Genomic DNA, 23,227 nt, shown 5'->3' with positions numbered 1-23,227 from the left:
CGGCGCGTTCAGCCCACCGGCGCCTCGCGGGGCAGCTCACCGGCCTTGTCCGCCTCCTCCCGCCGAGGAGCCCGGGCGAAGGCCAGCCCGGCCGCCAGGCACGCCACGGGCACGACGGGAAGCACATAACGGTGGTCGAAGTCGAGCACGGCCACCGGCGCGACCAGCAGCGTCACGGCGACCGCCCACGGCAGCGCCGCCTGCCGCCACGGTCGCCGCAGCGCCCCCGTCAAACCCAGCAGCAGGACGGCGGCCAGCAACGGCCCGCGCAGGTAGGCCGCGTACTGGTAGGCGATCAGCAGGTCAGCGTACGGCCGGACCGAGCGCATGCCCGTGAGATCCGGGTCGTACTCACGTCTCACCTGGTCGGCGAGCGGCTGATCGGCGGGCAGCGGCCAGGTGCCGAGTGCGAAGCCGAACGCGGGGACGGTGCGCGCCGGGTGGGCGACGGGGGTCCAGGCGAACGCGAGCGCGGTGTTCTTCACCACGTCGCGCAGGTAGTCCAGCGGCTGGGCGGCGACGGCGCGCAGCGCGAAGGTGCGTGCCCGGTCGTTGAGCGCGACGTGTCCGCCGGGAAGCCGGTTGAGGGAGGACTCCTTCGCCCACACGTACTCCCCCGCGGCGTCGAGGACGGTCCCGTTCGGACACAGTGGCGCGAGATCCCGAGGAGGGCGGATGACCGCGCAGTCCGCGAAGGTCATCGACCGGGCCCACAACGCCACGCCGTCCGTGCCGCTGACGCCGATCCGGCCGTGGACCCCGCCGTACCACGCCGCGTACGCGGCGACCGGCAGCAACCCGGTCAGGGCGAGCACGGCCGGCCGGCGCCAGGGGACGCGGCGGACGGCAAGCACCAGCAGGACGAGCAGGAGCAGCGGCAGCGCGATCGTCCGGGTGAGGGCGGCGCCCGCGAGCAGCAGGCCGGCGGTCGCGGCGGCACGCGCGGACGGCACCGGCCGGCGGACCAGCAGGGCCGTGGCGGTGACGACCAGCAGGATGAACAACGTGTCGGACACCACGGCGTGCTCCAGCCGGAGGAACGACGCGTCGAACAGCCCCGGCGCCGAGGCGGCCACGGCGGCCCAGCCGGGCGATCCCCTGCCGCGCAGCGCCGCGTAGACGACCACGCCGGTCGCGAGGCCCATCGCGTGCTGCACGGCGACGACCACCTCGACGCTGTGGAAGGGCAGCAGGGCGCGCAGCAGCAGGGGGTATCCGATCGGGTGGAATCCCTGCTCCGGCTGCAGGTGAACGGCATTGCGCAGGTAGGCGAACGAGTCGTACCAATAGAGCCGGGCCGGCGGGTAACCGAGCATGGTGACCATCCTGAGCACGGCCGCGGCGACGAGCGCGACCGTGAAGGCCCGGTGGCGTCTCATCCCGGCGAGCACCGGGAGCAGGACACGAGCGTATGCGGCCATGACGAACCCATTCGTTGAGGGGGAGATCCGCCCGGGCGCACACCCGACCGGGGTCTCAGTGACGCCGGGGCTTCACGGGCGTTCAGTGCAGAAGGCGTCCCTGGGGCGCGGCTGGGGGTTCGGAGTGGGGTTGACGAGCATGAGCGCCTGTCCGTCGGCGACCATGACCCCCTCGTAGACGTACCAATCGGCGGGAGCGGACGGCCTGGGCCCCTTGGTGGCGGGGGAGGTGAACTCGGCCCGCAAGCCGCGTTCCCGCAGCAGGGGCAGGACCTCGGCGACGGTCTTGTTGACGTAGTCCACGCAGTGGAAGGGCTGGCCCTCCATGTCGATGGCCTCCAGGACGCCGTAGCGCTCCCCGGGCCGTGCGGCACGGCCGATCAGCACGGTGGCGTGCCCGCGGAAACCGACCGGGATTCGGAAGCCGATCGGGCAGAGCGCCATTCGCACGCACTCGCCCGGCGCCTCGATCGGCCTGATCGCGCTGAAGTCCCGGGTGCCGTCGAAGTAGAGCGCATGTCCCACAGAGGCCGCCGCGATCGGCACGAGCCGCACGTCCACGTCAAGGCCACGCTGACGCAGTTCCCGCTGGTACGACGCGGGAGCGGCGAACAGGTCCCGCACCATGACGACGTAGTGGTCGCCCTCCCGCCTGATGTCGAGCGCCGCCGCGGCGGGTGCGGGACCGAGGCCGGCCGCCCCGGGCACGAGCCAGCCCACGGCGAGCAGGACGGCGGTGAGCGAGACGATCACGGGCACCAGACGGGGGCTGCGCGCGATGCTCCGGGCGGCGCCGGCGACGGCCCTCGCCACACGCGGCCGGCGGGGCGCCGGAGCATGGCCGGAGACGATGTCCTCCAGCAGTTCCAGGGCGGCCGGCGTCATCCCCGGGCCCGGGCCCGGGGCGATTCGGGCGACGAGCCGGTGCAGGCCATCGCGGTCGTGAATCATCACGCCTCCCCTCCCGCCAGCGCCGGCATCCGCGCGCAATAGCGGGCCACGTCCACCCCCGCGGAGCTCAACTCCCCGGCGAGACGCTTGCGGGCCCGGTGCAGCCGAAGGCGGGCGGCTCCGCGCGAACAGCCCAGCACCGTGGCGATCTCCGCCGGTCCCAGCCCTTCCCAGCTCACCAGCGCCAGCACCTCCCGGTCGTCGGGGCCGAGGCGCCGGAACGCCGCGCGTACGGCGTCGAGATCCTCGCGATCCGGTGTCCAATCGTTGTCGTCCCATTGGCCGAGCTCCGCGCCGAGCCGCTCCACGAGCGCGCTCCTCCGGGTCTCGGCCCTGCGGCCGTTGGCCAGCACCCGCCGGGCCACGCCGTACAGCCATAATCGGGCCGACGGGCCGGGAGGGACGTCGGCGATGCGGCGCCATGCCGTGGCGAAGGTCTCGGCGAGAACGTCCGCGGCGTCCTCGGGGGATTCGGTGCGGCGCCGCACATATCCGAGGAGGTCCGCGTAATGCGCCATATAGATCTCCTCGAAACGACGCCTCAGGTCCGAGCGGGCCACCGACACTCCTCCTTCACCGCTTTCTCCGTCATTTCGTACGTGTCCGGAAGGCCGGAAGTGTTTCAGCCTGTTCCCCGGTCCTCGCGGGCGCGGAGATCACCGGTCTCCGGCGTTGGTACGTTTGGGCACGTGGCCCATTACTTCGAGGAGAGTCCCCAGGCGGCCAGCCGGCCCGGTTCGGTCGCGCTGGTCCTCCCGGATCTGCACCTGCGGCTGGAGACCGACCGCGGCGTGTTCTCTCCCGAACGCATCGACCCGGGGACGCGGGTGCTGCTGGAGACCGTGCCGCCGCCTCCGGCCGAGGGCGACCTGCTCGACCTCGGCTGCGGCTACGGGCCCATCGCGCTGACGATGGCCTCGCGGGCGCCGAAGGCCACGGTGTGGGCCGTCGACGTGAACCGGCGCTCGGTGGAGTTGTGTGCGCGGAACGCCAAGAGCGCCGGCCTTGACAAAGTAAGGTCGGTTCATGCCGACGAGATGCCCGAGGACGTCAGGTTCCGGGCCATCTGGTCGAACCCGGCCATCCGGATCGGCAAGACCGCGCTCCACGAGATGCTCACCCGGTGGCTCGACCGGCTCACCCCCGACGGCAGCGCCTACCTGGTCGTGCAGAAGCACCTGGGCTCCGACTCCCTGCAGCGCTGGCTGAGCAACCAGGGCCGGCCCACCTCACGGCTGGCCTCCCGGTCCGCCTACCGGGTGCTGCGGGTCGACGCCCGTCCCGCCGAGATTCAGGAGCGATGACCGCCCGATGAGCACTCCCAACCCGCGCAGGCAGCTCAAGCCGACCGACGTCAAGCGGCTCAACCGCACCTGGCGCCGCAACACCGAGGGCCGTCTCGCGCTGATCCTCGAATCGGTGACCGGGCCCTTCAACATCGGATCGATCTTCCGTACGGCCGCCGCCTTCGGCGCGGAGACGGTCTGGCTGGCCGGCAACGCCACCCCGCCCACCAACCCCAAGGCCCAGAAGACCGCGCTCGGCACCGACCGGCTGGTCGAGTGGCACGAGCCGGTCCCGGTGGCCGAGGCCGTGCGCGCCGCGAGGGAAGAGGGCTTCCGGGTGGTCGCGGTCGAGCTGACCGGCGACGCCGTTCCCCTGCACGAGGCCAAGCTCGGCGGCGACGTGTGCCTGGTGCTCGGCAGCGAGGACCACGGCTGCTCCCCCGCCTGCCTGGAGGCGGCCGACTCGGTGGCCTACATCCCGCAGGTCGGCAGGGTCGGATCGGTCAACGTGGCGGTCGCCGCGGCCATCGCGATGGCGGAGGCCAGGCGGCAGGAGTGGGCGTCGCCCGCCGGGTAGCCCACGTCCGCCCCCGGCGGCCAAGCAAGCGGCGAGGGCCCGCGGCCCGCGCCGGCCGCGAGCCCTCAGGGGCCGTAGGGCGGTCAGCCCAGCGTGGGGAGCGGACCGAACAGCCAGTTGCCGCGGCTCTCGGGGTCGGGGCTGCGGAAGAACTGCTCGTTGGCCACGTGCAGCTCCTGCCTGCTCAGTGAGCCGTTGCCGTCGAGGTCGAGACGCTCGAACGCGACGGCGGCGTTCGCCTCCGACATGCGGAAGGCGCTCTCGGCCATCCGCAGGTACTCGGTCCGGGTGATCCTGCCGTCTCCGTCGGTGTCCATCAGGTCGTAGAAGGCGTCGGCGACCGGCGCGACATGGGTGTGGTAGCCCGCCTCGGGCTGGGTGACGAACCGACGGAACCCGTCCGTGAACTCCTTCAGCTCGACGCGCTCGTCCCCGTCGCTGTCCATGGGCAGGGTCACCTCGTCCCACAGCCTCGCGTACCGGTCCCGGACCCGCCGCGACTCCGTGGAGCCCGGCGCGAACCCGAACGCGTTCACCAGCCGGTCGGCCGAGGCGGTGTAGTCCATCTTGTCGACGGTCCCGTCGTCGTCCACGTCCAGGAGCGTGAACAGATGGGCCAGCTTGCGCTGCTGCAGGTCGTTGAGCATGCACCCTCCCTGAATTGGTCACCGTGAGCAATCGCGACTTTACCTTCCGCTACCTGTTGTGGGAAGGTGCCGTGGTGCGGGTTCACGTGATCGACGGCGCCAACGGCTTCGTGGCCTCTCATCTCATCGGCACACTGCTGGCCCGGGGCGAGGAGGTGATCGCCCTCGCCCGCGCCTCCGCGGAGGTGGTGCGCCGCCGTGTCGAGGACGCGCTGCGGTGCCTCGGCTTCGACGAGGCCCCGGCGGGCCGCCTCCGGGTGCGCGGGCTGGCGCTGGACGAGCCGGACCTCGGCCTCCCGGTCGCCGAGGTCTTCGCGGAACCTTGCGTCTACTGGCACGTCGCCGCGCTCGTCACCTTCTTCCCCCGCCGGGAGGAGGAACTGCTGAACGTGAACGTGGCGGGATCGGCCAACGCGCTGTCCACCTACGAGCGGCACGCCCGTCCCGGCTCGCGCTACGTCCACGTCGGGACGGCCTATCAGTGCGGGCTCGACACCGAGGGCCCCGTTCCCGAGGACTGGCCGTCGCAGGCTCCGCCGGACCGGTTCCGGAACTTCTACGAATACTCCAAACGCCAAGCGGAGATCGCGCTGGCGCGGTCGCGGTCCGTTCGCGAGGGCACCGCCCTGGTGGCCCGGCTGGGCGTGATGGTCGGGCACTCCGGCACGGGGCGGGCGCTGACCGACTACGGCCTGTACGACTTCCTCCGGGTGATCGCCTTCTTCGCCCGGCGCACGCCCGGTGAACGGGTCCGCCTCCCCTGTCATCCGGAGGCCAACCTCCATCTGACCCCCGTCGACACCACGGTCTCCCGGTTGCTCGCGCTCGCCGCCGCCGACCAGCCGCGTCCGGTCTCCCACGTGGTGAACGGCGTCACCGTGCCGGTGCGCGACCTGTTCGGCGTGATCAACGCCCGGCTGCCGATCGAACTGGTTCCCGCCACACCCGAAGAGATCCGCGACAGGCCTTTCGGCCGGTTCGAGGCGCTGGTCAACATGCGGGCCAAGTACACAGCGACCTACTTCCGGCACCGCTACGACTTCGCGTGGCGGAACGCGGTGGCGCCGCCCGCCGTCACTCCCGCGGTCCTCGACCGGCTCGTCTCCTGGTACGTACGGGAGGGGTTGCCCGAATGACCGACTTCGTCACACACATACGGAGCCGCATCAGCGACGACCGTGAGTTCGTCTTCGTACGCGACGACGGCGGCACGGCCCGGCTCACCTTCGCCGAACTGGACCGGCGGGCGCGCGCCACCGCCGTGTGGCTCGCCGGACGCGGCCTGACCGACCAGCCGGTGCTGCTGCTCTACCCGGCGGGGCTCGACTTCACCGTGGCGTTCCTCGGCTGCCTCTACGCCCGGGTGCCGGCGATCCCCGCTCCCCTGCCGGACGCGGGCGCACCGCACGCGAGCCGCGTACGGACACTGATGCGGGACGCGGGCGCGCGGCTGGTCCTGACCGATCCCGGACACGTGTCCGAACTGTCCGATCTTTCGGCCCACGTGGCCGATCACGCGGTCGCCGATCCGGACGCCTGGACTCCACCGGCCCTCTCCGACGCCACCATCGCCTACCTGCAGTACACCTCCGGCTCGACCAGTGACCCGCGCGGCGTCGAGGTCTCGCACGGCAACCTGCTGCACAACCTGGAGCTGTTCCGGTTGCTGGCGCGGAACACGCCGGTGCGGCGGCTGGCCGGGTGGCTGCCCCACTACCACGACATGGGCCTGGTCGGCCTTCAGCTACAGGCGCTCCACGCGGGCGCCGGCCTGGTGTTCATGTCACCCACCGCTTTCGTCGCGCGGCCGGTGCGCTGGCTGGAGATGATCAGCCGGTACGGCGCGGACTGGACCGTGTCGCCGGACTTCGGATACGCCTGGTGCACGCGAAGGATCACCGACGAGCAACTCGCCGGCCTGGACCTGTCCACACTGACCATGGCCGTCAGCGGAGCCGAGCCGATCCGCGCCGGCACACTCGCCGAGTTCGAGCGGCGGTTCGCTCCCGCAGGCTTCCGCCCGACCACCTGGAATCCCGGTTACGGCCTGGCCGAGTGCACCCTCATGGTCACCTGCGTGCCGCAGGGGCAGGGCGTGACCGTGCGCCGGTTCGACCCCTCCGCGCTGCAACGGAATCGGGCGGTCCCGGCGCCCGAGGGGACGCCCCTGGTCGCCTGCGGCCCGGTCTCCGGTCTCGATCTGCGAATCGTCGGCCTGGACGGCTCCGGCAACGTCGCCGACGGCGAGATCGGGGAGATCTGGGTGGCGGGCCCCAGCGTCGCCCTGGGCTACCGGGGCCGCCCGGCGGAGACCCGCGCCGTCTTCCTGGCCGACGATTCCGCACCGCACGGCCGCTGGCTGCGCACCGGTGACCTGGGGTTTCTGCTCGACGGCCAGCTCTACGTGACGGGACGGATCAAGGATGTGATCATCGTCAACGGTCGCAACCTCTACCCGCAGGATCTGGAGGAGGCCGCGGCGCGGGCCAACCCGGCCGCGGGGCGCAGCGCCGCCTTCGGCGTCCGGCGCGGCGACGGCCGGGAGCACGTCGTCCTCGTGCAGGAGGTGCGCCGGGGCCAGTCGGGGGCCCTCGGCGAGACGGCCGAGCGGATCATGGATCGGGTGACGCGGGAGTTCGGCATCCCGCTGAGCCTGATGCTGGTGCCTCGTGGCGCGGTGCGGCAGACCACCAGCGGCAAGCTTCGCCGCCGGCACATGCGAGAGCTGTTCCTCAACGGACGCCTCACCCCACTGCACGCCGAACTGGAACCCGCGGTCAACGACCTGCTGGGGACCGTCGCGTGAACGCCGCCTCCGATCCGATGTCCCCCGGTGACCTGCGCCGATGGCTCATCGAGCGGGTGGCCGCCTATCTAGGGCTGCCACCCGCGGAGATCGATCCGACGGTGAAGCTCCGCACGTACGGCCTGGACTCGATCCATTCGCTCAGCCTGTGCGTCGACGTGGAGGAGGCGGTCGGCCTGCTGGTCGAGCCGACCCTGGCCTGGGATCACCCCACGATCGAGGACATCGCCGCCCATCTGGCCGATCTCCTGTCACGAGACCCGACCACGCGGGGGCCGGCGGACACGGAGTGAACCGCGACACGGGGAAGCGGAACTTCCACCCCGAAGATGACAAGGGACTCTTGTGACGCAAATGTTCACCTTGGCGCGCTGACTGTGTGGCCGGAACCCGGCATACTCCTTTCGTGCATCGCCGTTTCGCGTTCCTCGACCACCCCGGACCGCTCGCCTTCGCGCATCGAGGCGGGGCGGCGGAGGCCCGCGAGAACACCATGGCCGCCTTCTCCCGGGCGGTGGAGCTCGGTTACACCTTTCTGGAGACCGACGCGCACGCGACCGCCGACGGCGTCCTGCTCGCGTTCCACGACCACACCCTCGACCGGGTCACCGACCGCACCGGCCGCATCTCGCGGCTGCCCTACCGCGAGGTGCGCGAGGCCAGGATCGGCGGCCGGCACGAGATCCCGCTGCTGGAGGACCTGCTCGGCGCCTGGCCGGACGTGCGGTTCAACATCGACGTCAAGGAGAGCGCCGCGATCGCCCCGCTGGCCCGGGCGATCCACCGCACCCGCGCCTACGACCGCGTGTGCCTGACCTCGTTCTCCGAGGCCCGGCTGGCCCGCGCCCGGCGGGCGATCGACCGGGAGGTCTGCTTCTCGCTCGGCCCGCGCGGCCTGACCGCCCTGCGTACGGCCGCGATGGGAGGCGGGTACGGCAGGCTGCTGTCCGGGCTGGCCCGGGCGGGCGTGCCGTGCGCGCAGGCGCCGATCGGGTTCCGCGGCCTTCGGGTGACCACCCGCGCCCTCGTGCGCACCGCGCACGCGATCGGGATGCAGGTGCACGTGTGGACGGTGAACGACCCGGTGACGATGGCCCATCTGCTCGATCTCGGCGTCGACGGAATCATGACGGACAACATCAGCGGCCTGCGCGACGTGCTCAAGTCACGCGGGCAGTGGCACCCCCGCCCAGCCGTACCGTGACCACGGACCATGCCGTCCAATGAGCCCCGTCCAATGAGCCCCGCCCCCTGACCCTGTCCCTTGTTACACCCTGTCCCTTGTTACACCCGGGCCCCCGCCGAACCCCGGCCTCCGCCGATCTCCCGGCCCCCGGCGACGCTCCACCCCCATGAGGAGAGACCATGACCGCTCCCCAGGTCGTCCGCGAGGAGATCCCCAGCGCACGGCGGCGCGAGCAACGCGGCTGGTACTGGTATGACTGGGCGGACTCGGCGTTCCAGACGACCGTCCTGACCGTCTTCCTCGGGCCGTACCTGACCTCGGTCGCCACTGCCGCGGCGGGCGGCGAGGACGGCTTCGTGGCGTTCCTGGGCCTGGACCTGCGTCCGAAGGCCTACTTCACCACCATGGTGACGATCTCGGTGCTGCTGCAGATCGTGATCATGCCGGTGGTCGGCGCGCTGGCCGACCACACCGGCCGCAAGAAGCAGATCCTGGGGGTCTTCGCCTACCTGGGCGTGGTGGCCACGCTCGGCTTCTACTTCGTGTCCGGTGACGCATACTTGCTCGGCGGCGCACTGTTCCTGGTCGCCAACGTGACCTTCGGCGCGGCCCGCGTCGTCTACGACTCCTTCCTGCCGCAGATCGCCGGGACGGAGGAACGCGACACGATCTCCAGCAGGGGCTGGGGCTTCGGCTACCTCGGCGGCGGCCTGCTGCTCGCGCTCAACCTGGTGATCTACCTGTTCGCCGACATCGAGACCGGCCTGGCGGTGCGGATCAGCCTGGCCTCGGCGGGCCTGTGGTGGGGCGCGTTCGCCCTGATCCCGATGCTGCGCCTGCGCAACCGGCGGGTGCCCGTCCATGAGTCGACCGCGGCCCGGGCCGTGGCGGGCAGCATCCGCCAGCTCGGCCGTACGATCGCCGACCTGCGCCGCTACCCCCGCACGCTGCTGTTCCTCGCGGCCTACCTGGTCTACAACGACGGCGTGCAGACGGTGATCAGCTTCTCCGCCACGTACGCCGACCAGGAGCTGGGGCTGAGCCAGACGCACCAGATCGGGGCGATCCTCATGGTGCAGTTCATCGCCGTCGGCGGCGCGCTCGGGCTCGCGCGGCTCGCGGTGAGATTCGGGACCAAGCGCACCGTCCTGGCCAGCCTGGTGGTGTGGACGATCGTGGTGGGCGTGGCCTACTTCCTGCAGAAAGGCTCGGCCGTCCAGTTCTACGCGATCGCCTTCGCCATCGCGATCGTCATGGGCGGCACCCAGGCGCTGTCGCGCTCGCTGTACTCCCTGGTGATCCCACCCGGCCGGGAGGCGGAGTACTTCAGCCTCTACCAGATCAGCGACAAGGGGTCGGCGTTCCTCGGCTCGCTGGTGCTCACGCTGGCGCTCCAGCTCACCGACAGCTACCGCACCGCGATCGTCTCGCTGGTGGCGTTCTTCGTCCTCGGATTCGCACTGCTCAGCGTTGTCAACCTTCCCCGAGCCATCCGTGAGGCGGGGAACGAGGTGCCCGACCACATCTGAGACCAGTGGGACGGAAAAAGCGCGATTGGATCAGGTCTCGGCTGGGAATCCACACACGGTATCAGGCGTTGTACGCGGTGGCGAACGAACCCCTCGAAGGCGGGGACCTCAGGAGGCTTAAAGACATGGGCGAGCGTGCACTTCGCGGTACCCGGCTCGGCGCGACCAGCTACGAGAACGACCGCAACACCGATCTGGCCCCGCGTCAGGAGGTGTCCTACACGTGCCCCAAGGGCCATCTCACCACCGTCCCGCTCGCCGTCGAGGCCGAGATTCCCACGACCTGGGAGTGCCGTCACTGCGGCAGCCCGGCGCTGCGGGTGGACGCGGAGCAGCCCCAGCAGAAGAAGGCGAAGCCCCCGCGGACCCACTGGGACATGCTGCTGGAGCGCCGCTCGATCGAGGACCTCGAAGAGGTGCTGAACGAGCGACTGGCCATTCTGCGCGAGCAGCGGCGCAAGAGCGCGTAGGACGCCGACGACGCCCCCGGCGGCCCGGAGATCCATTCGTCCGGGCCGCCGGGGGCGTTCACGTGTCCGCGCTGTTGGGTCCGCGCTGTTCGGTGCGGATGCGGGATTCCGGTCCGCGCTGTTCCTCAGCCGGTCGGCGCCGGCGCGCGCACGACGGCCATGGGGCACGTCGCATAGTGGAGCATGGCCTGGCAGACCGATCCGAGGATCAGGCCGGTGAACTCGCCGTGCCCCTGGGAGCCGATGACCAGCAGGTCCGCACCCGCCGACGCCTGCCGCAGCACGTCCACCGGATGTCCCCGGACGACCTCCTCGACGACCTTCACGTCGGCATAGAGTTCGCGCCGCCCGGCGAGTGCCTCCCTGACCATCCGCACCTCGACGCTCTCGTCGTCGAAGTCGTCGGGGAGCGGCGCGAAACCGCCACCCGCCCCCAGCGGGCTGTAGGCGTGCACCACCCGCAGGCCCGTCCCGCGCAACGCCGCCTCGGCGAAGGCGAAGTCGAGCACCTTGCCGCAGGCGGGCGATCCGTCGATGCCCACCACGATCTCCGGGCGCGGCGCGGAGGGCACCTCCCGCACGACGACCACGTCGCACGGGGCGTGACCCGCCACGCCGTACGCGACCGAGCCGAGCAGCAGGCCGCGGAAACCGCCGAGCCCGTGGTTGCCGACCACCAGGAGATCGGCGTCCACGGCCGCCTCGACGAGCGCCGGGCGCGGGTCGCCGGCCAGGATCGCGGTGTCGACCTGCACCCGGGGCGCCTCCACGCGGACCCGCTCGGTGGCGGCGTCGAGGACGGCGGCGGCGCCGTCGCGCATCCACGCCGCGACGTTCGTGTACGGACCCTGCTGCGCGGTCGAGCACGCCCAGGCGGGGATGGCGTTGGCGATGCGCAGGGGGACGCCACGCAGCTCGGCCTCCCGGGCCGCCCAGCAGACGGCCTCCATGCCGGCGCGCGAGCCGTCGACACCCACGACGATCATGACGCCCTCCCCTCGTCCGGTCCTTCCATCACATCGTTTCCCCGCCGGGCCGTGCGAGCGCCGAAGGTCCCGCCGGAACGGGACCTCCGGCCCCCGGCGCCCTCTACGACACCCCCGCTCCTACAACAGGGCGTGCTCCGGGGAGACGGCCGCGCGGGCGGTGAGGTGGTGACGCAGCCGCTCACCCTCGACGTCGAGGTCGGGCAGCGCCCGGTCCAGGGCACGGGGCAGCCACCAGGCGGCGCGGCCGAGCATGGACATCACGGCGGGGACGAGGGTCATGCGGACCACGAAGGCGTCGACGAGCACACCGACGGCCAGCGCGAAGCCCATCGACTTGATGATCGGGTCGTTCATGAACACGAACCCGCCGAACACCGCCGTCATGATCAGCGCCGCGGCGGTGACGACCCGCGCGTTGTGCCCCATGCCGTTGATCGTCGCCTGGCGGGGCGTGTCGCCGTGCACGTAATCCTCGCGCATCCGCGAGACCAGGAACACCTCGTAGTCCATGGCCAGGCCGAACAGGATGCCGATGAGCAGGATCGGCAGGAAGCTCACCAGCGGGCCCGGCACGTCCACGCCCAGCAGACCGGCCAGGTGGCCCTCCTGGAAGATCGCCACGGTGATGCCGAAGGTCGATCCGACGGTGAGCAGGAAACCCAGCGCCGCCTTGACCGGGACCAGGATCGAGCGGAAGACGAGCATGAGCAGCAGCACCGACAGGCCGACCACCAGCAGCAGGTACACCGGCATGGCGTCGGCGAGCTTGTCGGACACGTCGATGCCCACGGCCGTCGCGCCGGTGACGGCGATCTCGGCGCCGCCGATCCTGGCGACCTTGGCGCGGATGGCGTGGACGGCGTCCTCGGTGGCCGCGGCGGTGGGCCCGGCCTTGGGGATGATGGTCAGCAGCGCGGTGGTGCCCGCGGCGTTGGGCTGCGGCGGAGCCACCGCCAGCACGCCGGGGGTCTGCTGGATCAGCTTGGCGGCCTCACCGGCGGCGGCCGTCGTGGCCGCGCGGTCGGCGGCGGAGACCACGGCGATCAGGCGGGCGTTGAAGCCCTCGCCGAACCCCTCGCTGGTCAGGTCGTACGCCTCGCGCGCCGGAGTGCCGGGGGCGGCGGTGCCGGCGTCGGGCAGGGCCAGCCGCAGGTCCTGGGCCGGCAGTGTGAGCGCACCGAGGCCGAGGACCCCGGCCAGCAGGATCGGCACGCGCAGCCGGGTGACCACCCGTCCCCAGGTGTGGCCGAAGCCCCGGCCGCCCGCGTCGGCGTTCTCGCCGGTGCGCTGCTTGCGGGGCAGCACCCGGGTTCCGGCGTACGACAGGAAGGCGGGCAGCAGCGTGAGGGCGACCAGCACGGCGACGGCCACTGTGCCGGCGGCGGCCAGGCCCATCACGCTCAGGAACGGGATGCCGACCACCGACAGACCGGCGAGCGCGATGACCACGGTGGCCCCGGCGAACACGACCGCCGATCCGGCGGTGCCCACCGCGCGGCCCGCCGCCTCCTCCGGTGCCACGCCCTCGGCCAGGAACTGGCGGTAGCGGGAGGTGATGAACAGCGAGTAGTCGATGCCGACGGCCAGCCCCAGCATCAGCGCCAGCACCGGCGTGACGGAGGTCAGCTCGACGACGCCGCTGAGCGCGAACAGGCCGCCCATGCCGGCCCCCACGCCGATCAGCGCGTTCAGCAGGGTCATGCCGGCGGCCACCAGCGAGCCGAAGGTGACGATCAGCACCACCGCGGCGATGACGACGCCGATCCCTTCGGATCCGCCCACTTCCGGCGCGGCGTTCAGCACCTCCCCGCCGTGCTCGACCCGCAGCCCCGTCACGGAGGAACCGGCCTTCGTGTACGCCTCGCGCTGGGCCTCGGTGACGTCCTTGATCGCGCTGGCGAACTGCACCTGGACCAGGGCGTAGCGGCCGTCGGCGGAGACGGCGCCGGACTTGAAGGGGTCGAGGGCGGCGACGACGCCGGGGATGCCGGCGGCCTCCTTGATCACGGGCGCGATCGCGGCGGGGTCCAGCTTCCCGCCCTGCGGAGCGGCGACGACGATGGTGCCGGTGGCACCGCTGGCCTGCGGGAACTCCTTGGCCAGGGCGTCCAGCGCCCGCTGCGACTCGGTGCCGGGCATGGCGAACTTGTCGCCGGTCGGCCCGTGGAAGGCGGCGGCGGCCAGGCCCAAAACCACGAGCAGCAGCAGCCACACGGCGGCCACGAGCCCGCGTCTGCGGAAGGAGAACCGGCCCAGCCGGTACAGCAGGGTTGCCAAAGCAGATCTCTTTCTTCGGGAGGTCAGTCGGTCTGCAGGCCGAGCGTCCGCAACGCGCCGCGGGTCAGCTCCGCGCGCAGCGTCTCCTCGGGGAGCGTGAGCTCGCCGGCGCTGGTCAGGATGATCCCCAGCATCGCCATCCAGGCCCAGACCCGGGCCTGAGGGGTGGCCGAGCGGCCGGACAGGGCGACCGTCAGCCGTTCGGTGAGGCCGTCCACGTCCGGCAGTTCCGGCCGGTTGAGCAGCGCGTCGACGTCCTGCAGGAGGATCTTCACCTGCAGCCGGAACCGCAGGGACAGGTCGACGAGTCCGGCGACGGCGGCGCGGGCCGCCTCCTCGCCGTCGAGCCCGGCGAGCCGCCCTTCCAGCTCGGCGAACTCCGGCCCGACGGGCGCCAGCAGCTCGGTCAGGATCGCGTCCTTGTTCGTGAAGTGGTAGAGCAAGGACGCCTTGGAGCAGCCCGCGTCCGTGGCGATGTCCTGAAGGGAGGTGCCGCGGAAGCCGTGCGCGGCGAACAGCCGCACGGCCGAGTCCAGGATGTCCGCGCGCGTGGTGGTTGCGGAACGTGCCATGCGGACCACCTTAGCTGACCGATCGGCCAGCTTTTGACCGATCGGCCAGCAACCAGGGAGCGCGAGTGCGGCACCTGCCGCCCAGCGGCATCAGGAGGAGACGGGCCTGACGCGAGAGTGCAACGCCTCGAACCAGTCGGCGGCCACGTCCCTTCGGTGACGCGTCCGATCAGCGCGAGCGTCGTCGCCGCCGGTCGCCGGCCCTGCCGAGGTGGCCCATGAGCTACCCGTTGACGGGCGCCGGCGCCGGTCAAGCAGCAGGCCGTCAGAGGGGGATCTCGACCGGAGAATCCTCGAGAGTTTTCTGAAGTCGCCTGGTGGCCGTCTCGGCGGCGGACCTGGTGAGCGCGGAGTCGGGCCGGCCTACGTTGACGGTGTGTTCAAGCGCGATCATCGTGTGCCCCACCCTGATGATCACGATGTCGATCGCAATCATGGAGTCCTTGTCCAGGTTTCTGCCGGGAATCCCGCTGCGAATCTTTATTGCGTAGACACTGTCGCCGAGCTTGCCGACCTGCAGCTTGCGGATGCTGTCTTTCGCGTAGCGCCTGGCGACCGAGACGTGACCACAATCCCGGACCATAACCTTGGCCGCGCGCTCCAAGGTGGCGATATCGCTACGAGTGCCGTTGACTATGTACTCATTCAGCCGCTCCCATTCATCTGCATTCTCCAGCGCGGTCGCGAACTTGGCCCGGTAGAGCGGAGCGATTCCCTTGACGGCCCTGGTACACGCCTTCGAGAGAAGGACCGTGGAAGACAGGGGATCCCTGTTCAGATCCGCGCTGTGCGCAAACCCAGGACCGAGGTCCTCCGGCACAAGTAGCGCTGCCGCAAGTCGATCCGAAGACGGCGGCTCGGGAGAACTCCCAGCCATGACAGGGGCCGGCGCGAGGAGAACCGCGCATAACAGACCAGCGGCGAGTAGCGCACGACTGATGATCACACCCGGGTACTTTATGTGATGCCTCTCCCTGTGAGGAGAGACCAAAGAGCGAAGGATGGGAACCTGGCACAGGAACGTGCCGGTTGATACGTAGCCCTCTTTCCAATCGGAGGCGACCCGCTCTCCGGGTCCACGGTTGGGGGATGCCAGGTTCTTCGGCCGGCCCGCGCAGATGTCCTGACGTCTTCTGCGCGCCTCATGGCGATTCACGTACGCCGCCGACCCCTCCGACCCAGAGTGGCGACCCACCTTGCATTGGCTAAGTTAGCTTGCTAAGTTAGCTGCATGGAACGGAATCTCAGCCTCAACCTGCACGTGCTCACCGCCCGGCTGGACCGGGCCGCCGACCGGATTCTCCGGGCAGAGCACGACATCTCCTACAGCCGCTTCCTGGCCCTGACCCTGGTCGGGGAACTGGAGGCCTCGACACAGCGAACCCTCGCCGAATACCTCGGCGTCACCGAGCCGTCGGTGAGCCGCATGACCGGTGTACTGGCCGCCGACGGCCTCCTCGATGTCCAGCCCGACCCCGCCGGGGGCAACCGCCGGCGGCTGAGCCTCACCGACGAGGGGAAGCGGCGGGTGGCCTCGATCCGGCAGGAGTTCGAAGACCGGCTTGCCGCCGTCGTCGCGGCGAGCGGCGTGCCGTACGCCGAGTACGCCGAGCACACCGCGCGGCTGCTGACCACGTTCGACCGGCTGGAGCGGGAGGCGGGAAAGTGAGCCAGAACACCGATATTTCGCCCTTACACGAGCACACGGCAGTTTCGGCCGACGGCACGGCGATCGGTTACCGGACCCTGGGCGCAGGACCGGACCTGATCGTGGTCGGCGGCAACCTGAGCACCTCCGACGACTACCTGCCGCTGGCCCGGCTGCTGGCTCGCTCCTTCACCGTGCACGTCGTCGACCGGCGCGGACGCGGCGCCAGCGGCCCCCAGGGACCGGAGTATTCCCTGGCCAAGGAAGTGGAGGATCTACGCGCCGTCCAGGCCGCGACCGGGGCCCGCCTGGCCTTCGGGCACAGTTATGGCGGGCTTGTCATCCTGGAGACCGCACGCTCCTTCCCGTTGTTCGACCGCATCGCGGTCTACGAGCCGGGAGTGCCCTGCGCCCCCGTCCCCACCGGATGGATGGCCCCGTTCCGGGAGCGGCTGGCCGCGGGCGACCACTACGGCGCGTTCGTCCACTTCGTCCAAGGCTCCGGCGGAGCGCCGGCCTTCATGACCAAACTGCCGCACTGGTATCTGCGCACCGTGATGCGCGTGGTGTTGCGCGGGCAGAGATGGGAGCGCATGCGATCCCTGCTGAAGGCGTGCCTGGCCGAACACGAGCAGCTCGCCGCCCAGTACGGCCGGCTCCCCGAATTCGCCGACGTCACCGCCCCGGTGCTCCTCCTCGTCGGCGGCCGCTCCAAGCCCGATCACCGAGCGGAGTTCGCCATGCTCCGCGACACCCTTCCCGACGCCACTCTCACAACCGTCGAGGGCCTTGATCATCTTTCTCCGACACAACCCAAATCGGGCCCGGTCGTGGTCGCGCGGGCACTCCCGTTCCTCCTGTGACGGTTCGGACGGAGCGGCCCCCGTTGAGCACGGACGATTTCACCCGCCTCCATGTATCGGCCCGGCGCCAGTCCGGGAGAAACGCGAAGGCCCGGCTGGAAAGGCCGGGCCTCGGCTCGGGCGGACCGTGCCGCCAGATCACCCGCGGGAGATCACACGCGGGAGATCACAGGTCGAGCAGGTCCGCCGACACCTGCCAGAGGAGGGTGGCGGCCTCCGGGTCGAGCGCGTACGCCGCGACGCCCCGGCCCTCGCCCGATTCGACGACCTCCGCCTCCTGGTTGTTTTCGAAGGGTTGCGCGGTCTCTTGCCTGGGTCAGCGGGCTTCGAGGGTGCCGTGTGCCTCGATGGAGAGGTCCTGCCAGTCGGACCAGGTCTTGAGCCGGTCGGCGTAGGCCTGCTCGATCAGTGGGTGGAAGCCCTTGCCGAACAGCACCCGCAGCGGCGGGTTCTCGGAGTCGACGAGCTTCAGCAGTGCCTGCGCCGCGGCGGCCGGGTCGCCGGCGGGCATCTTCCCGGTCATCGCCCCGAGGCGCTGACGGAGACCGTCGTAGGCCGGGTCGGGCGCGGCCATGTGGCCGTTGGCCAGCGGGTCGGGGTTGTTGCCGTCGCGGGTGGCGAAGCCGCCGGGCTCGATGATGGTCAGCTTGACGCCGAACTCGGCGACCTCACCGGCGAGCGCCTCGTTCAGGCCCTCCAGGGCCCACTTGGAGGCGTGGTACGCGCCGCCGAGCGGCATCGCGATCACCCCGGCCGCCGAGGAGAGCTGGATGATGTGCCCCGAGCGCTGCTCGCGCAGGTGGGGCAGCGCCGCCTGGACCACCCACACCGCACCGAACAGGTTGGTCTCCATCTGGTCGCGCAGGTCCTGCTCGGTCAGCTCCTCGACCGCGCCGATCTGGGCGTACCCGGCGTTGTTCACGATGACGTCCAGCCGCCCGAAGTGCTCCTTGGCGCGCTGCACGCTCTCGAAGACGGCGGCCCTGTCGGTCACGTCCATCTCCAGCGGCAGCACCGCGTCCCCATAGGTGTCGACCAGCGCCTGCAGGCTCGCGGTGCTCCGTGCGGTGGCGGCGACCTTGTCGCCGCGCTTGAGCGCGGCCTCCACGAAGTTGCGGCCCAGGCCGCGGGACGAGCCGGTGACGAACCAGACCTTCTGCATGGTGTGCTCCTTGTTTTCGCGTTCAGCCGTTACAACCCCCTGGACGAGACGGCCGGCGGAGATGTGAGATCGCCCGAGTGTGACCTGCGGCACAATGTCGCGTTTGTCCGGCATGGTGATATCAATGATCGGTGTGACCCGCGTCGAGGAGTTCCAGGAACTGAGGCCGCTGCTGTTCGCGATCGCCTATCGCGTCCTGGGCAGCGTGAGCGAGGCCGAGGACGCGGTTCAGGAGGCCTGGCTGCGCTACGAAGGCTCCGCGACCCAGGCCGAGTCGCCCAAGGCCTTCCTGTCGGCCACGGTGACGCGGATCTCGATCGACGTGCTGCGCTCGGCCCGCGTGCGGCGCGAGGCGTACGTCGGGCCGTGGTTCCCAGAACCGCTGCTGACCGACCCCTACCAGGACCCGGAGCGGTCGGCGGAGCTGTCCGACTCGTTGTCGATGGCGGCGCTGATCCTGCTGGAGCGGCTCAGCCCGCTCGAACGCGCGGTCTTCGTGCTCCGCGAGGTGTTCGCCTTCAGCTACCGGGAGATCGCCGACGCGGTGGAGCGGTCGGAGGCGGCCTGCCGCCAGCTCGCGCTGCAGGCGCGCCGCCACATGGACGCGGGCCGGCCCCGCTTCGAGGCGGATCGCCAGACGCGCGACCGGCTCGCCGGGCGGTTCTTCCATGCGATGCGGGAGGGGGACGTCGCAGGGCTGCAGGAACTGCTGGCCGCCGACGTCCAGCTCGTCAACGACGGCGCCGGCAAGATCGGGAGCACGATCCCCCTCTTCGGCGCCGCGAAGGTCGCCCGGGTGCTGTCGGTCACTATCCCGCCGTTCGCCCAAATCGGCGCGGTGCTGGAGGCGCACGAGGTGAACGGCCGGCCGGGCTTGATCATCCGCGACCGCGAGAGCCGCGTCTTCAACGTCTGGACGTTCGACATCCTGGACGGACGCATCCAGACCATCCGCTCGATCGTCAACCCCGACAAGCTCGCTCACCTCGGCCCCGTCGCCGACGCCCACGCGGTCATCCGCGAGAAGAAGCAGACCCGCCGCGACCAGCGGACGTCATGACCGGCGGCCCGGCGGCCGGAGTGCCCCGGGATCTACAGGTCGAGCAGGAATCTACAGGTCGAGCAGGTCCGCCGACACCTGCCAGAGGAGGGTGGCGGCCTCCGGGTCGAGCGCGTACGCCGCGACGCCCCGGCCCTCGCCCGATTCGACGACCTCCGCCTCCTGGTTGTCCTCGAAGTAGCGTCCGCTGACGCCCTCGACCAGCGGCGAGGCGCCGAGCAGCACGGAGGTGGCCGCGCCCTGCTCGGTGTTCTTCCACGTCACGCCGGTCGAGTTGCCCAGCGCGCGGCGGCGCTCGATGTAGTCGGGCTCCAGGTGCCGCTGAAGGCCGGTGGGGATCCCCCCGGGCATGAGCGCGTTGACCGTGATGCCGTCGCCGGCCCACCGCCTGCCGGCCTCGACCGCGAACAGCACGTTGGCCGTCTTCGACTGCCCGTACGCCAGCCACGGCTCGTACGGGCGCTCCTTGAAGTGGATGTCGTCGAAGACGACCGGCGAGCGCAGGTGGGCGCTGGAGCTGACCGACACGACGCGGGCGCCGCCGGCCGCCGCGAGCGCCGGGTGGAGGCCCGTGGCCAGCGCGAAGTGACCGAGGTGGTTGGTCGCGAACTGCAGTTCCCAGCCCTCGGGAGTCCGCGTCTCCGGGCACGCCATCACTCCGGCGTTGTTGACCAGGATGTGCAGCGGCCCCTCCCACCCGGCGACGAACGCCGCGACGGAGGCCTGGTCGGCGAGGTCAAGCGGCGCGACGAGAACGGGCGCGCCCGCGGTGGTGGCGGCGATGTCCTCGGCGGTCCGCTTGCCCGCGTCGAGGTCGCGGACCGCGATCGTCACCTCCGCGCCCGCCGCGGCCAGCGCCCGGGCGGTCTCGACGCCGATCCCCGACGCGCCACCGGTCACGATCGCGCGCCGACCGCGCAGGTCGACGCCTTCCAGGACCTCGGCCGCGGTGGACTGCGCGGTGAACGGCGTGGTGATGCGGGTGGTCTGAGTCATGTTCGTCCCCGTCCCGTACGGCGGCGGCCCCCCGGGAGCCCGGCCGCTACAATCAGGAAAACCGGAGGAACCTCCGGTACGCCTGGAACTCTAATCGGAGGACCCTCCGTTTAGCAACCCGCGCCTGTGGAGGAGCCGTGTCCACCCCCGCTCGACCACCCGCAGCCAAGCCGTTGCGCGCCGACGCCCGGCGCAACCGCGAGCGGCTGCTCGACGTCGCCGTGCGGGCGTTCTCCCAGGACGGGCCGGATGTCACGCTCGACGCGATCGCGAAGGAGGCCGGCGTCGGCATCGGCACGCTCTACCGCCACTTCCCCACCCGGGAGGCGCTGATCGAGGCGGCCTACCGCAACGAGCTGGCGAAGCTGTGCGACGCGGCGGCCGAGCTAGCGCACGAGATGCCGCCCGACGTGGCGATGCGCACCTGGATGGACCGTTTCGTCGACTACCTGGCTACCAAACGGGGCATGGCCGACGCGCTCCGCGCCGTGATCGCCTCCGGCGCCAACCCGTACGCGCACAGCCGCGACCGGCTGCTCGGCGCGATCGGCACGCTGCTCGACGCGGGCCGCACGGCCGGCACCCTGCGGCGGGACGTGGCGGCCGAGGACGTGCTCACCGGCGTGAACGGCATCTGCCTCGCCGCCGGCGAGCCCGCGCAGCGCGAGCAGGCCGGGCGTCTGCTCGACCTGCTCATGGACGGTCTACGCTACGCGGCGACCGGGACGACGACCTGAGGCTCCGCCCCGGCGCGCCCGCTCACACAGGTCACATAGGGTCACACACGGTGCCAGCGGGCCTCCGCGAAGCAGTAGACGGCGAACAGCACCAGGCCGACGGCGACCACGACGAGCAGCCACGGACCGGCCGGGGTGTCGGCGAGCGCCTTGAGCGCGCCGTCGATGCCGGCCGCCTTGTCGGGGTCGTAGGTGAGGGCGGCCCGGCCGATCAGGACGCCGGCGGCCAGCGCGATGACGCCGCGGGCGATGTAGCCGGCCTTGCCGAGCTTGACGACGACACCGCGAGCCCGGGGCCCGGTCACGTGCATGTCCTTCATGAACTTCTCGGTCCAGCCCTCGTAGATCCAGAAGACGCCGAGGGCGATCACGCCCAGCGCCATCAGGCCGACCAGGAACTGGCCGCCGGGCAGCTCGAACAGCGTCTTGGTGACGTCCTGCGACTGGCTGTCGGACGAGGAGGCGGCCTTGTTGCGCGTGAGCAGCGCCACCATCGAGAACACCAGGGCGGCGTAGACGACGGCCCTGGCCACGGCCTCCACGCGCTCCTTGACCCCGGGCCGGCCCCAAACGGCCTCGGAGACCTGCCAGATCGTCAGTGCGGCCAGGCCGACGGCCATGACCCACAGCAGGGGGTCGCCCAGGGGCGCGTCGCGGACGATCTGGAGCGCGCTGCTCTTGTCGGCCTCCCCGCCGCCGCCGAAGGCGATCTGGAGGGCGACCAGGCCGATGATCGCGTACAGGACGCCCCGGGCGGCGAACCCGACCTTGGCGAGCTTCTCCAGGACAGGGTGGTCGGCCGCCCTGCGGGCCGCACCTTCGAGACGGCGGCCGGCCTGATGCGCGGTCGTCATCGCGGCTCCTCTCCTTCGGGGATCGGTCGGCGGATCGGTCCGTCTGCCGGACTGGTCACCTACTGACCCGGACGAGGAGGATCAAACGTCCGCCGGGCTCAGCCGGCCAGGCGCAGGGCCTCCGCCGCGACGGCGTGCCGGAGGTCGCGGATGCCGGGGCGGCCCCGCAGCGGATGCACGTTGTTGGTGAGCAGCACGACGGTCAGCCGGTGGGCGGGATCGACGACCAGCGACGTTCCGGTGAAGCCCGAGTGGCCGAACGCGCCCGTGAGCGGCCCCACGATGGCCGGGTCGTCGATGCGCACGCCGAGCCCCTGCCGGAAGGCCGCGCCCGGCACGCCCTGGTCGCGCAGCATCTCGGCGGTCCAGGCGGGAGACAGGGCCGGGCCGCCGCCGGTGCGCAGCGCCTCGCCGAAACGCACGAGGTCGGCGGTGGTGGAGAACAGCCCGGCGTGCCCGGCCACGCCGCCCAGCGCGTGAGCCGTCTCGTCGTGCACCTCGCCCCGCACGCAGGTGCCGCGCTTGAACTCGGTGGCGACGGCCCGGCCCGGCTCGACCGGCCCGTACGTCGTGGCACCGAGCCCGAGCGGCCCGGTGACCCGCTCGCGCACGAGCACGTCCAGCGGCGCGCCGCCGGCGGCCTCCGCAACCCGGCCGGCCGTGATCATGCCGACGTCCGAGTAGAGGTGCGTCCCCGGCGGCCCCTGCTCCGGAGTGGACAGCACCAGGTCCCAGCGGGCCTCCTCCGGCTCCTTCTCCACCCGGCGGCTCGCGGGCAGGCCCGCCGAATGCGTCAGCAGGTGCCGCACGGTGATCTCGGGCCGGTGCCCGTAGAACCGGGGCAGCCGGACGGCCACCGGCTCGTCGAGGTCGAGCGCGCCCTCCTGGGCCAGCGAGACCAGCACCACGGCCGTGAACATCTTGGTCAGGGAGGCGATGTCGAAGAGCGCGTCCATCGCCACGGCGGGCCGTTCCGCCAACAATCCCCCGGACGGGTCGGCGTACCGCACGGCCTCTCCCACGGCGGCCGCGGCCACCGTGCGCCCGTCCACGGCGATCTCGGCGACCGCCGCCGAGGCGACCTCGGGCACCGCGGCCCGCAGGACCTCTTCGAGCGCGGACACCCCGTCAGGCACCGCGTTATCAGGCACCGCGTTATCAGGCACCGCGTTATCAGGCACCGCGTTATCAGGCAC

24 protein-coding genes are annotated in these 23,227 nt (G+C 71.4%); 12 read left to right on the top strand and 12 right to left on the bottom strand.

Translation table 11 applies throughout. The annotated features are described in order from the left end of the window. Nucleotides 1-8: 8 nt before the first annotated feature. From BXA11_RS45480 to BXA11_RS28890, 3 genes are all read right to left on the bottom strand, one after another. The gene (locus BXA11_RS45480) at nucleotides 9-1,421 is read right to left on the bottom strand and encodes a hypothetical protein (RefSeq protein ID WP_204054053.1); all 1,413 of its coding nucleotides are present in this window, start codon (nucleotides 1,419-1,421) and stop codon (nucleotides 9-11) included. Nucleotides 1,422-1,493: 72 nt separating this feature from the next. Further along, entirely contained in the window at nucleotides 1,494-2,372 is an 879-nt protein-coding gene (locus tag BXA11_RS28895; RefSeq protein ID WP_076439617.1) for a hypothetical protein, read from the bottom strand. Further along, complete coding sequence (locus BXA11_RS28890) at nucleotides 2,372-2,932, bottom strand: RNA polymerase sigma factor (RefSeq protein WP_275409786.1); 561 nt, start codon at nucleotides 2,930-2,932, stop codon at nucleotides 2,372-2,374. Before BXA11_RS28890 ends, BXA11_RS28895 begins: the two co-directional genes overlap by 1 nt. Nucleotides 2,933-3,061: 129 nt before the next feature. Here BXA11_RS28890 and BXA11_RS28885 point away from each other — a divergent pair, with 129 nt between their 5' ends. After that, entirely contained in the window at nucleotides 3,062-3,676 is a 615-nt protein-coding gene (locus tag BXA11_RS28885; protein ID WP_076439615.1) for a class I SAM-dependent methyltransferase, read from the top strand. A gap of 7 nt (nucleotides 3,677-3,683) precedes the next feature. Next, a complete protein-coding gene (locus BXA11_RS28880; protein ID WP_076439613.1) occupies nucleotides 3,684-4,235 on the top strand; it encodes a TrmH family RNA methyltransferase in 552 nt (183 codons plus the stop codon). 83 nt (nucleotides 4,236-4,318) lie between these two features. Here BXA11_RS28880 and BXA11_RS28875 read toward each other — a convergent pair whose 3' ends face one another. Then, nucleotides 4,319-4,882, bottom strand: a complete 564-nt coding sequence (locus BXA11_RS28875; protein WP_076439611.1) for an EF-hand domain-containing protein — start codon at nucleotides 4,880-4,882, stop codon at nucleotides 4,319-4,321. Nucleotides 4,883-4,956: 74 nt separating this feature from the next. Here BXA11_RS28875 and BXA11_RS28870 point away from each other — a divergent pair, with 74 nt between their 5' ends. The 6 genes from BXA11_RS28870 (at nucleotide 4,957) to BXA11_RS28845 (ending at nucleotide 10,873) form a co-directional block, all read left to right on the top strand. After that, nucleotides 4,957-6,018 carry an SDR family oxidoreductase gene (locus BXA11_RS28870; protein ID WP_159454852.1) on the top strand — a complete coding sequence of 354 codons (1,062 nt, stop codon included), beginning with the start codon at nucleotides 4,957-4,959 and terminating at the stop codon, nucleotides 6,016-6,018. Beyond that, nucleotides 6,015-7,688: a fatty acyl-AMP ligase gene (locus BXA11_RS28865; protein WP_076439607.1), complete on the top strand. Its 1,674-nt coding sequence runs from the start codon at nucleotides 6,015-6,017 to the stop codon at nucleotides 7,686-7,688. Before BXA11_RS28870 ends, BXA11_RS28865 begins: the two co-directional genes overlap by 4 nt. After that, nucleotides 7,685-7,981 carry an acyl carrier protein gene (locus BXA11_RS28860; RefSeq protein ID WP_239105304.1) on the top strand — a complete coding sequence of 99 codons (297 nt, stop codon included), beginning with the start codon at nucleotides 7,685-7,687 and terminating at the stop codon, nucleotides 7,979-7,981. Before BXA11_RS28865 ends, BXA11_RS28860 begins: the two co-directional genes overlap by 4 nt. Nucleotides 7,982-8,094: 113 nt before the next feature. Further along, nucleotides 8,095-8,892 (top strand): glycerophosphodiester phosphodiesterase family protein, encoded by a 798-nt coding sequence (locus BXA11_RS28855; protein ID WP_030509896.1) that lies wholly within the window; start codon nucleotides 8,095-8,097, stop codon nucleotides 8,890-8,892. Between the two features lie 161 nt (nucleotides 8,893-9,053). Continuing rightward, nucleotides 9,054-10,403 (top strand): MFS transporter, encoded by a 1,350-nt coding sequence (locus tag BXA11_RS28850; protein ID WP_076439605.1) that lies wholly within the window; start codon nucleotides 9,054-9,056, stop codon nucleotides 10,401-10,403. Nucleotides 10,404-10,528: 125 nt separating this feature from the next. Continuing rightward, nucleotides 10,529-10,873, top strand: a complete 345-nt coding sequence (locus BXA11_RS28845) for an RNA polymerase-binding protein RbpA (RefSeq protein ID WP_030509898.1) — start codon at nucleotides 10,529-10,531, stop codon at nucleotides 10,871-10,873. Nucleotides 10,874-10,998: 125 nt separating this feature from the next. Here BXA11_RS28845 and BXA11_RS28840 read toward each other — a convergent pair whose 3' ends face one another. From BXA11_RS28840 to BXA11_RS28825, 4 genes are all read right to left on the bottom strand, one after another. Further along, the gene (locus BXA11_RS28840; RefSeq protein ID WP_030509899.1) at nucleotides 10,999-11,859 is read right to left on the bottom strand and encodes a universal stress protein; all 861 of its coding nucleotides are present in this window, start codon (nucleotides 11,857-11,859) and stop codon (nucleotides 10,999-11,001) included. A gap of 120 nt (nucleotides 11,860-11,979) precedes the next feature. Next, nucleotides 11,980-14,139: an MMPL family transporter gene (locus tag BXA11_RS28835; RefSeq protein WP_076439602.1), complete on the bottom strand. Its 2,160-nt coding sequence runs from the start codon at nucleotides 14,137-14,139 to the stop codon at nucleotides 11,980-11,982. Between the two features lie 23 nt (nucleotides 14,140-14,162). Further along, a complete protein-coding gene (locus BXA11_RS28830; RefSeq protein WP_076439600.1) occupies nucleotides 14,163-14,711 on the bottom strand; it encodes a TetR/AcrR family transcriptional regulator in 549 nt (182 codons plus the stop codon). Nucleotides 14,712-14,976: 265 nt separating this feature from the next. After that, nucleotides 14,977-15,657: a hypothetical protein gene (locus BXA11_RS28825; RefSeq protein ID WP_208865583.1), complete on the bottom strand. Its 681-nt coding sequence runs from the start codon at nucleotides 15,655-15,657 to the stop codon at nucleotides 14,977-14,979. Between the two features lie 285 nt (nucleotides 15,658-15,942). Here BXA11_RS28825 and BXA11_RS28820 point away from each other — a divergent pair, with 285 nt between their 5' ends. Continuing rightward, on the top strand, nucleotides 15,943-16,380 hold the full coding sequence (locus BXA11_RS28820; RefSeq protein WP_076439595.1) for a MarR family winged helix-turn-helix transcriptional regulator: 438 nt from the start codon (nucleotides 15,943-15,945) through the stop codon (nucleotides 16,378-16,380). Continuing rightward, nucleotides 16,377-17,222 carry an alpha/beta fold hydrolase gene (locus BXA11_RS28815; protein ID WP_076439593.1) on the top strand — a complete coding sequence of 282 codons (846 nt, stop codon included), beginning with the start codon at nucleotides 16,377-16,379 and terminating at the stop codon, nucleotides 17,220-17,222. The genes BXA11_RS28820 and BXA11_RS28815 overlap by 4 nt, the downstream gene beginning before the upstream one ends. Nucleotides 17,223-17,538: 316 nt before the next feature. Here BXA11_RS28815 and BXA11_RS28810 read toward each other — a convergent pair whose 3' ends face one another. Next, nucleotides 17,539-18,384 (bottom strand): SDR family NAD(P)-dependent oxidoreductase, encoded by an 846-nt coding sequence (locus tag BXA11_RS28810; protein ID WP_076439591.1) that lies wholly within the window; start codon nucleotides 18,382-18,384, stop codon nucleotides 17,539-17,541. 124 nt (nucleotides 18,385-18,508) lie between these two features. On the opposite strand from BXA11_RS28810, the gene BXA11_RS28805 reads away from it, so the two are divergent. Continuing rightward, the gene (locus tag BXA11_RS28805; RefSeq protein ID WP_308441098.1) at nucleotides 18,509-19,444 is read left to right on the top strand and encodes an RNA polymerase sigma-70 factor; all 936 of its coding nucleotides are present in this window, start codon (nucleotides 18,509-18,511) and stop codon (nucleotides 19,442-19,444) included. Nucleotides 19,445-19,495: 51 nt separating this feature from the next. Here the strand turns inward: BXA11_RS28805 and BXA11_RS28800 are convergent, their stop codons facing one another. Beyond that, on the bottom strand, nucleotides 19,496-20,440 hold the full coding sequence (locus BXA11_RS28800) for an SDR family NAD(P)-dependent oxidoreductase (protein WP_076439589.1): 945 nt from the start codon (nucleotides 20,438-20,440) through the stop codon (nucleotides 19,496-19,498). 137 nt (nucleotides 20,441-20,577) lie between these two features. On the opposite strand from BXA11_RS28800, the gene BXA11_RS28795 reads away from it, so the two are divergent. Beyond that, the gene (locus BXA11_RS28795; protein ID WP_076439586.1) at nucleotides 20,578-21,177 is read left to right on the top strand and encodes a TetR/AcrR family transcriptional regulator; all 600 of its coding nucleotides are present in this window, start codon (nucleotides 20,578-20,580) and stop codon (nucleotides 21,175-21,177) included. A 41-nt stretch (nucleotides 21,178-21,218) separates the two neighbouring features. Here BXA11_RS28795 and BXA11_RS28790 read toward each other — a convergent pair whose 3' ends face one another. Beyond that, on the bottom strand, nucleotides 21,219-22,031 hold the full coding sequence (locus BXA11_RS28790) for a DUF1206 domain-containing protein (RefSeq protein WP_076439583.1): 813 nt from the start codon (nucleotides 22,029-22,031) through the stop codon (nucleotides 21,219-21,221). Between the two features lie 98 nt (nucleotides 22,032-22,129). After that, nucleotides 22,130-23,167: a serine hydrolase domain-containing protein gene (locus tag BXA11_RS28785; protein ID WP_083744655.1), complete on the bottom strand. Its 1,038-nt coding sequence runs from the start codon at nucleotides 23,165-23,167 to the stop codon at nucleotides 22,130-22,132. Nucleotides 23,168-23,227 lie beyond the last annotated feature (60 nt).

This window comes from Microbispora rosea (assembly GCF_900156315.1).
Lineage (GTDB): Bacteria > Actinomycetota > Actinomycetes > Streptosporangiales > Streptosporangiaceae > Microbispora > Microbispora rosea.
Note: the sequence above shows the minus strand (reverse complement) of the source record. Positions and strands in the feature narration are given on the sequence as shown.

What these genes read in the sequence shown, in the direction of transcription:
- BXA11_RS45480 (WP_204054053.1), bottom strand. Translation starts at nt 1,421, where the DNA reads ATGGCCGCATACGCTCGTGTCCTGCTCCCGGTGCTCGCCGGGATGAGA.
- BXA11_RS28895 (WP_076439617.1), bottom strand. Translation starts at nt 2,372, where the DNA reads ATGATTCACGACCGCGATGGCCTGCACCGGCTCGTCGCCCGAATCGCC.
- BXA11_RS28880 (WP_076439613.1), top strand. Translation starts at nt 3,684, where the DNA reads ATGAGCACTCCCAACCCGCGCAGGCAGCTCAAGCCGACCGACGTCAAG.
- BXA11_RS28875 (WP_076439611.1), bottom strand. Translation starts at nt 4,882, where the DNA reads ATGCTCAACGACCTGCAGCAGCGCAAGCTGGCCCATCTGTTCACGCTC.
- BXA11_RS28865 (WP_076439607.1), top strand. Translation starts at nt 6,015, where the DNA reads ATGACCGACTTCGTCACACACATACGGAGCCGCATCAGCGACGACCGT.
- BXA11_RS28850 (WP_076439605.1), top strand. Translation starts at nt 9,054, where the DNA reads ATGACCGCTCCCCAGGTCGTCCGCGAGGAGATCCCCAGCGCACGGCGG.
- BXA11_RS28845 (WP_030509898.1), top strand. Translation starts at nt 10,529, where the DNA reads ATGGGCGAGCGTGCACTTCGCGGTACCCGGCTCGGCGCGACCAGCTAC.
- BXA11_RS28840 (WP_030509899.1), bottom strand. Translation starts at nt 11,859, where the DNA reads ATGATCGTCGTGGGTGTCGACGGCTCGCGCGCCGGCATGGAGGCCGTC.
- BXA11_RS28830 (WP_076439600.1), bottom strand. Translation starts at nt 14,711, where the DNA reads ATGGCACGTTCCGCAACCACCACGCGCGCGGACATCCTGGACTCGGCC.
- BXA11_RS28820 (WP_076439595.1), top strand. Translation starts at nt 15,943, where the DNA reads ATGGAACGGAATCTCAGCCTCAACCTGCACGTGCTCACCGCCCGGCTG.
- BXA11_RS28810 (WP_076439591.1), bottom strand. Translation starts at nt 18,384, where the DNA reads ATGCAGAAGGTCTGGTTCGTCACCGGCTCGTCCCGCGGCCTGGGCCGC.
- BXA11_RS28805 (WP_308441098.1), top strand. Translation starts at nt 18,509, where the DNA reads ATGATCGGTGTGACCCGCGTCGAGGAGTTCCAGGAACTGAGGCCGCTG.
- BXA11_RS28800 (WP_076439589.1), bottom strand. Translation starts at nt 20,440, where the DNA reads ATGACTCAGACCACCCGCATCACCACGCCGTTCACCGCGCAGTCCACC.
- BXA11_RS28790 (WP_076439583.1), bottom strand. Translation starts at nt 22,031, where the DNA reads ATGACGACCGCGCATCAGGCCGGCCGCCGTCTCGAAGGTGCGGCCCGC.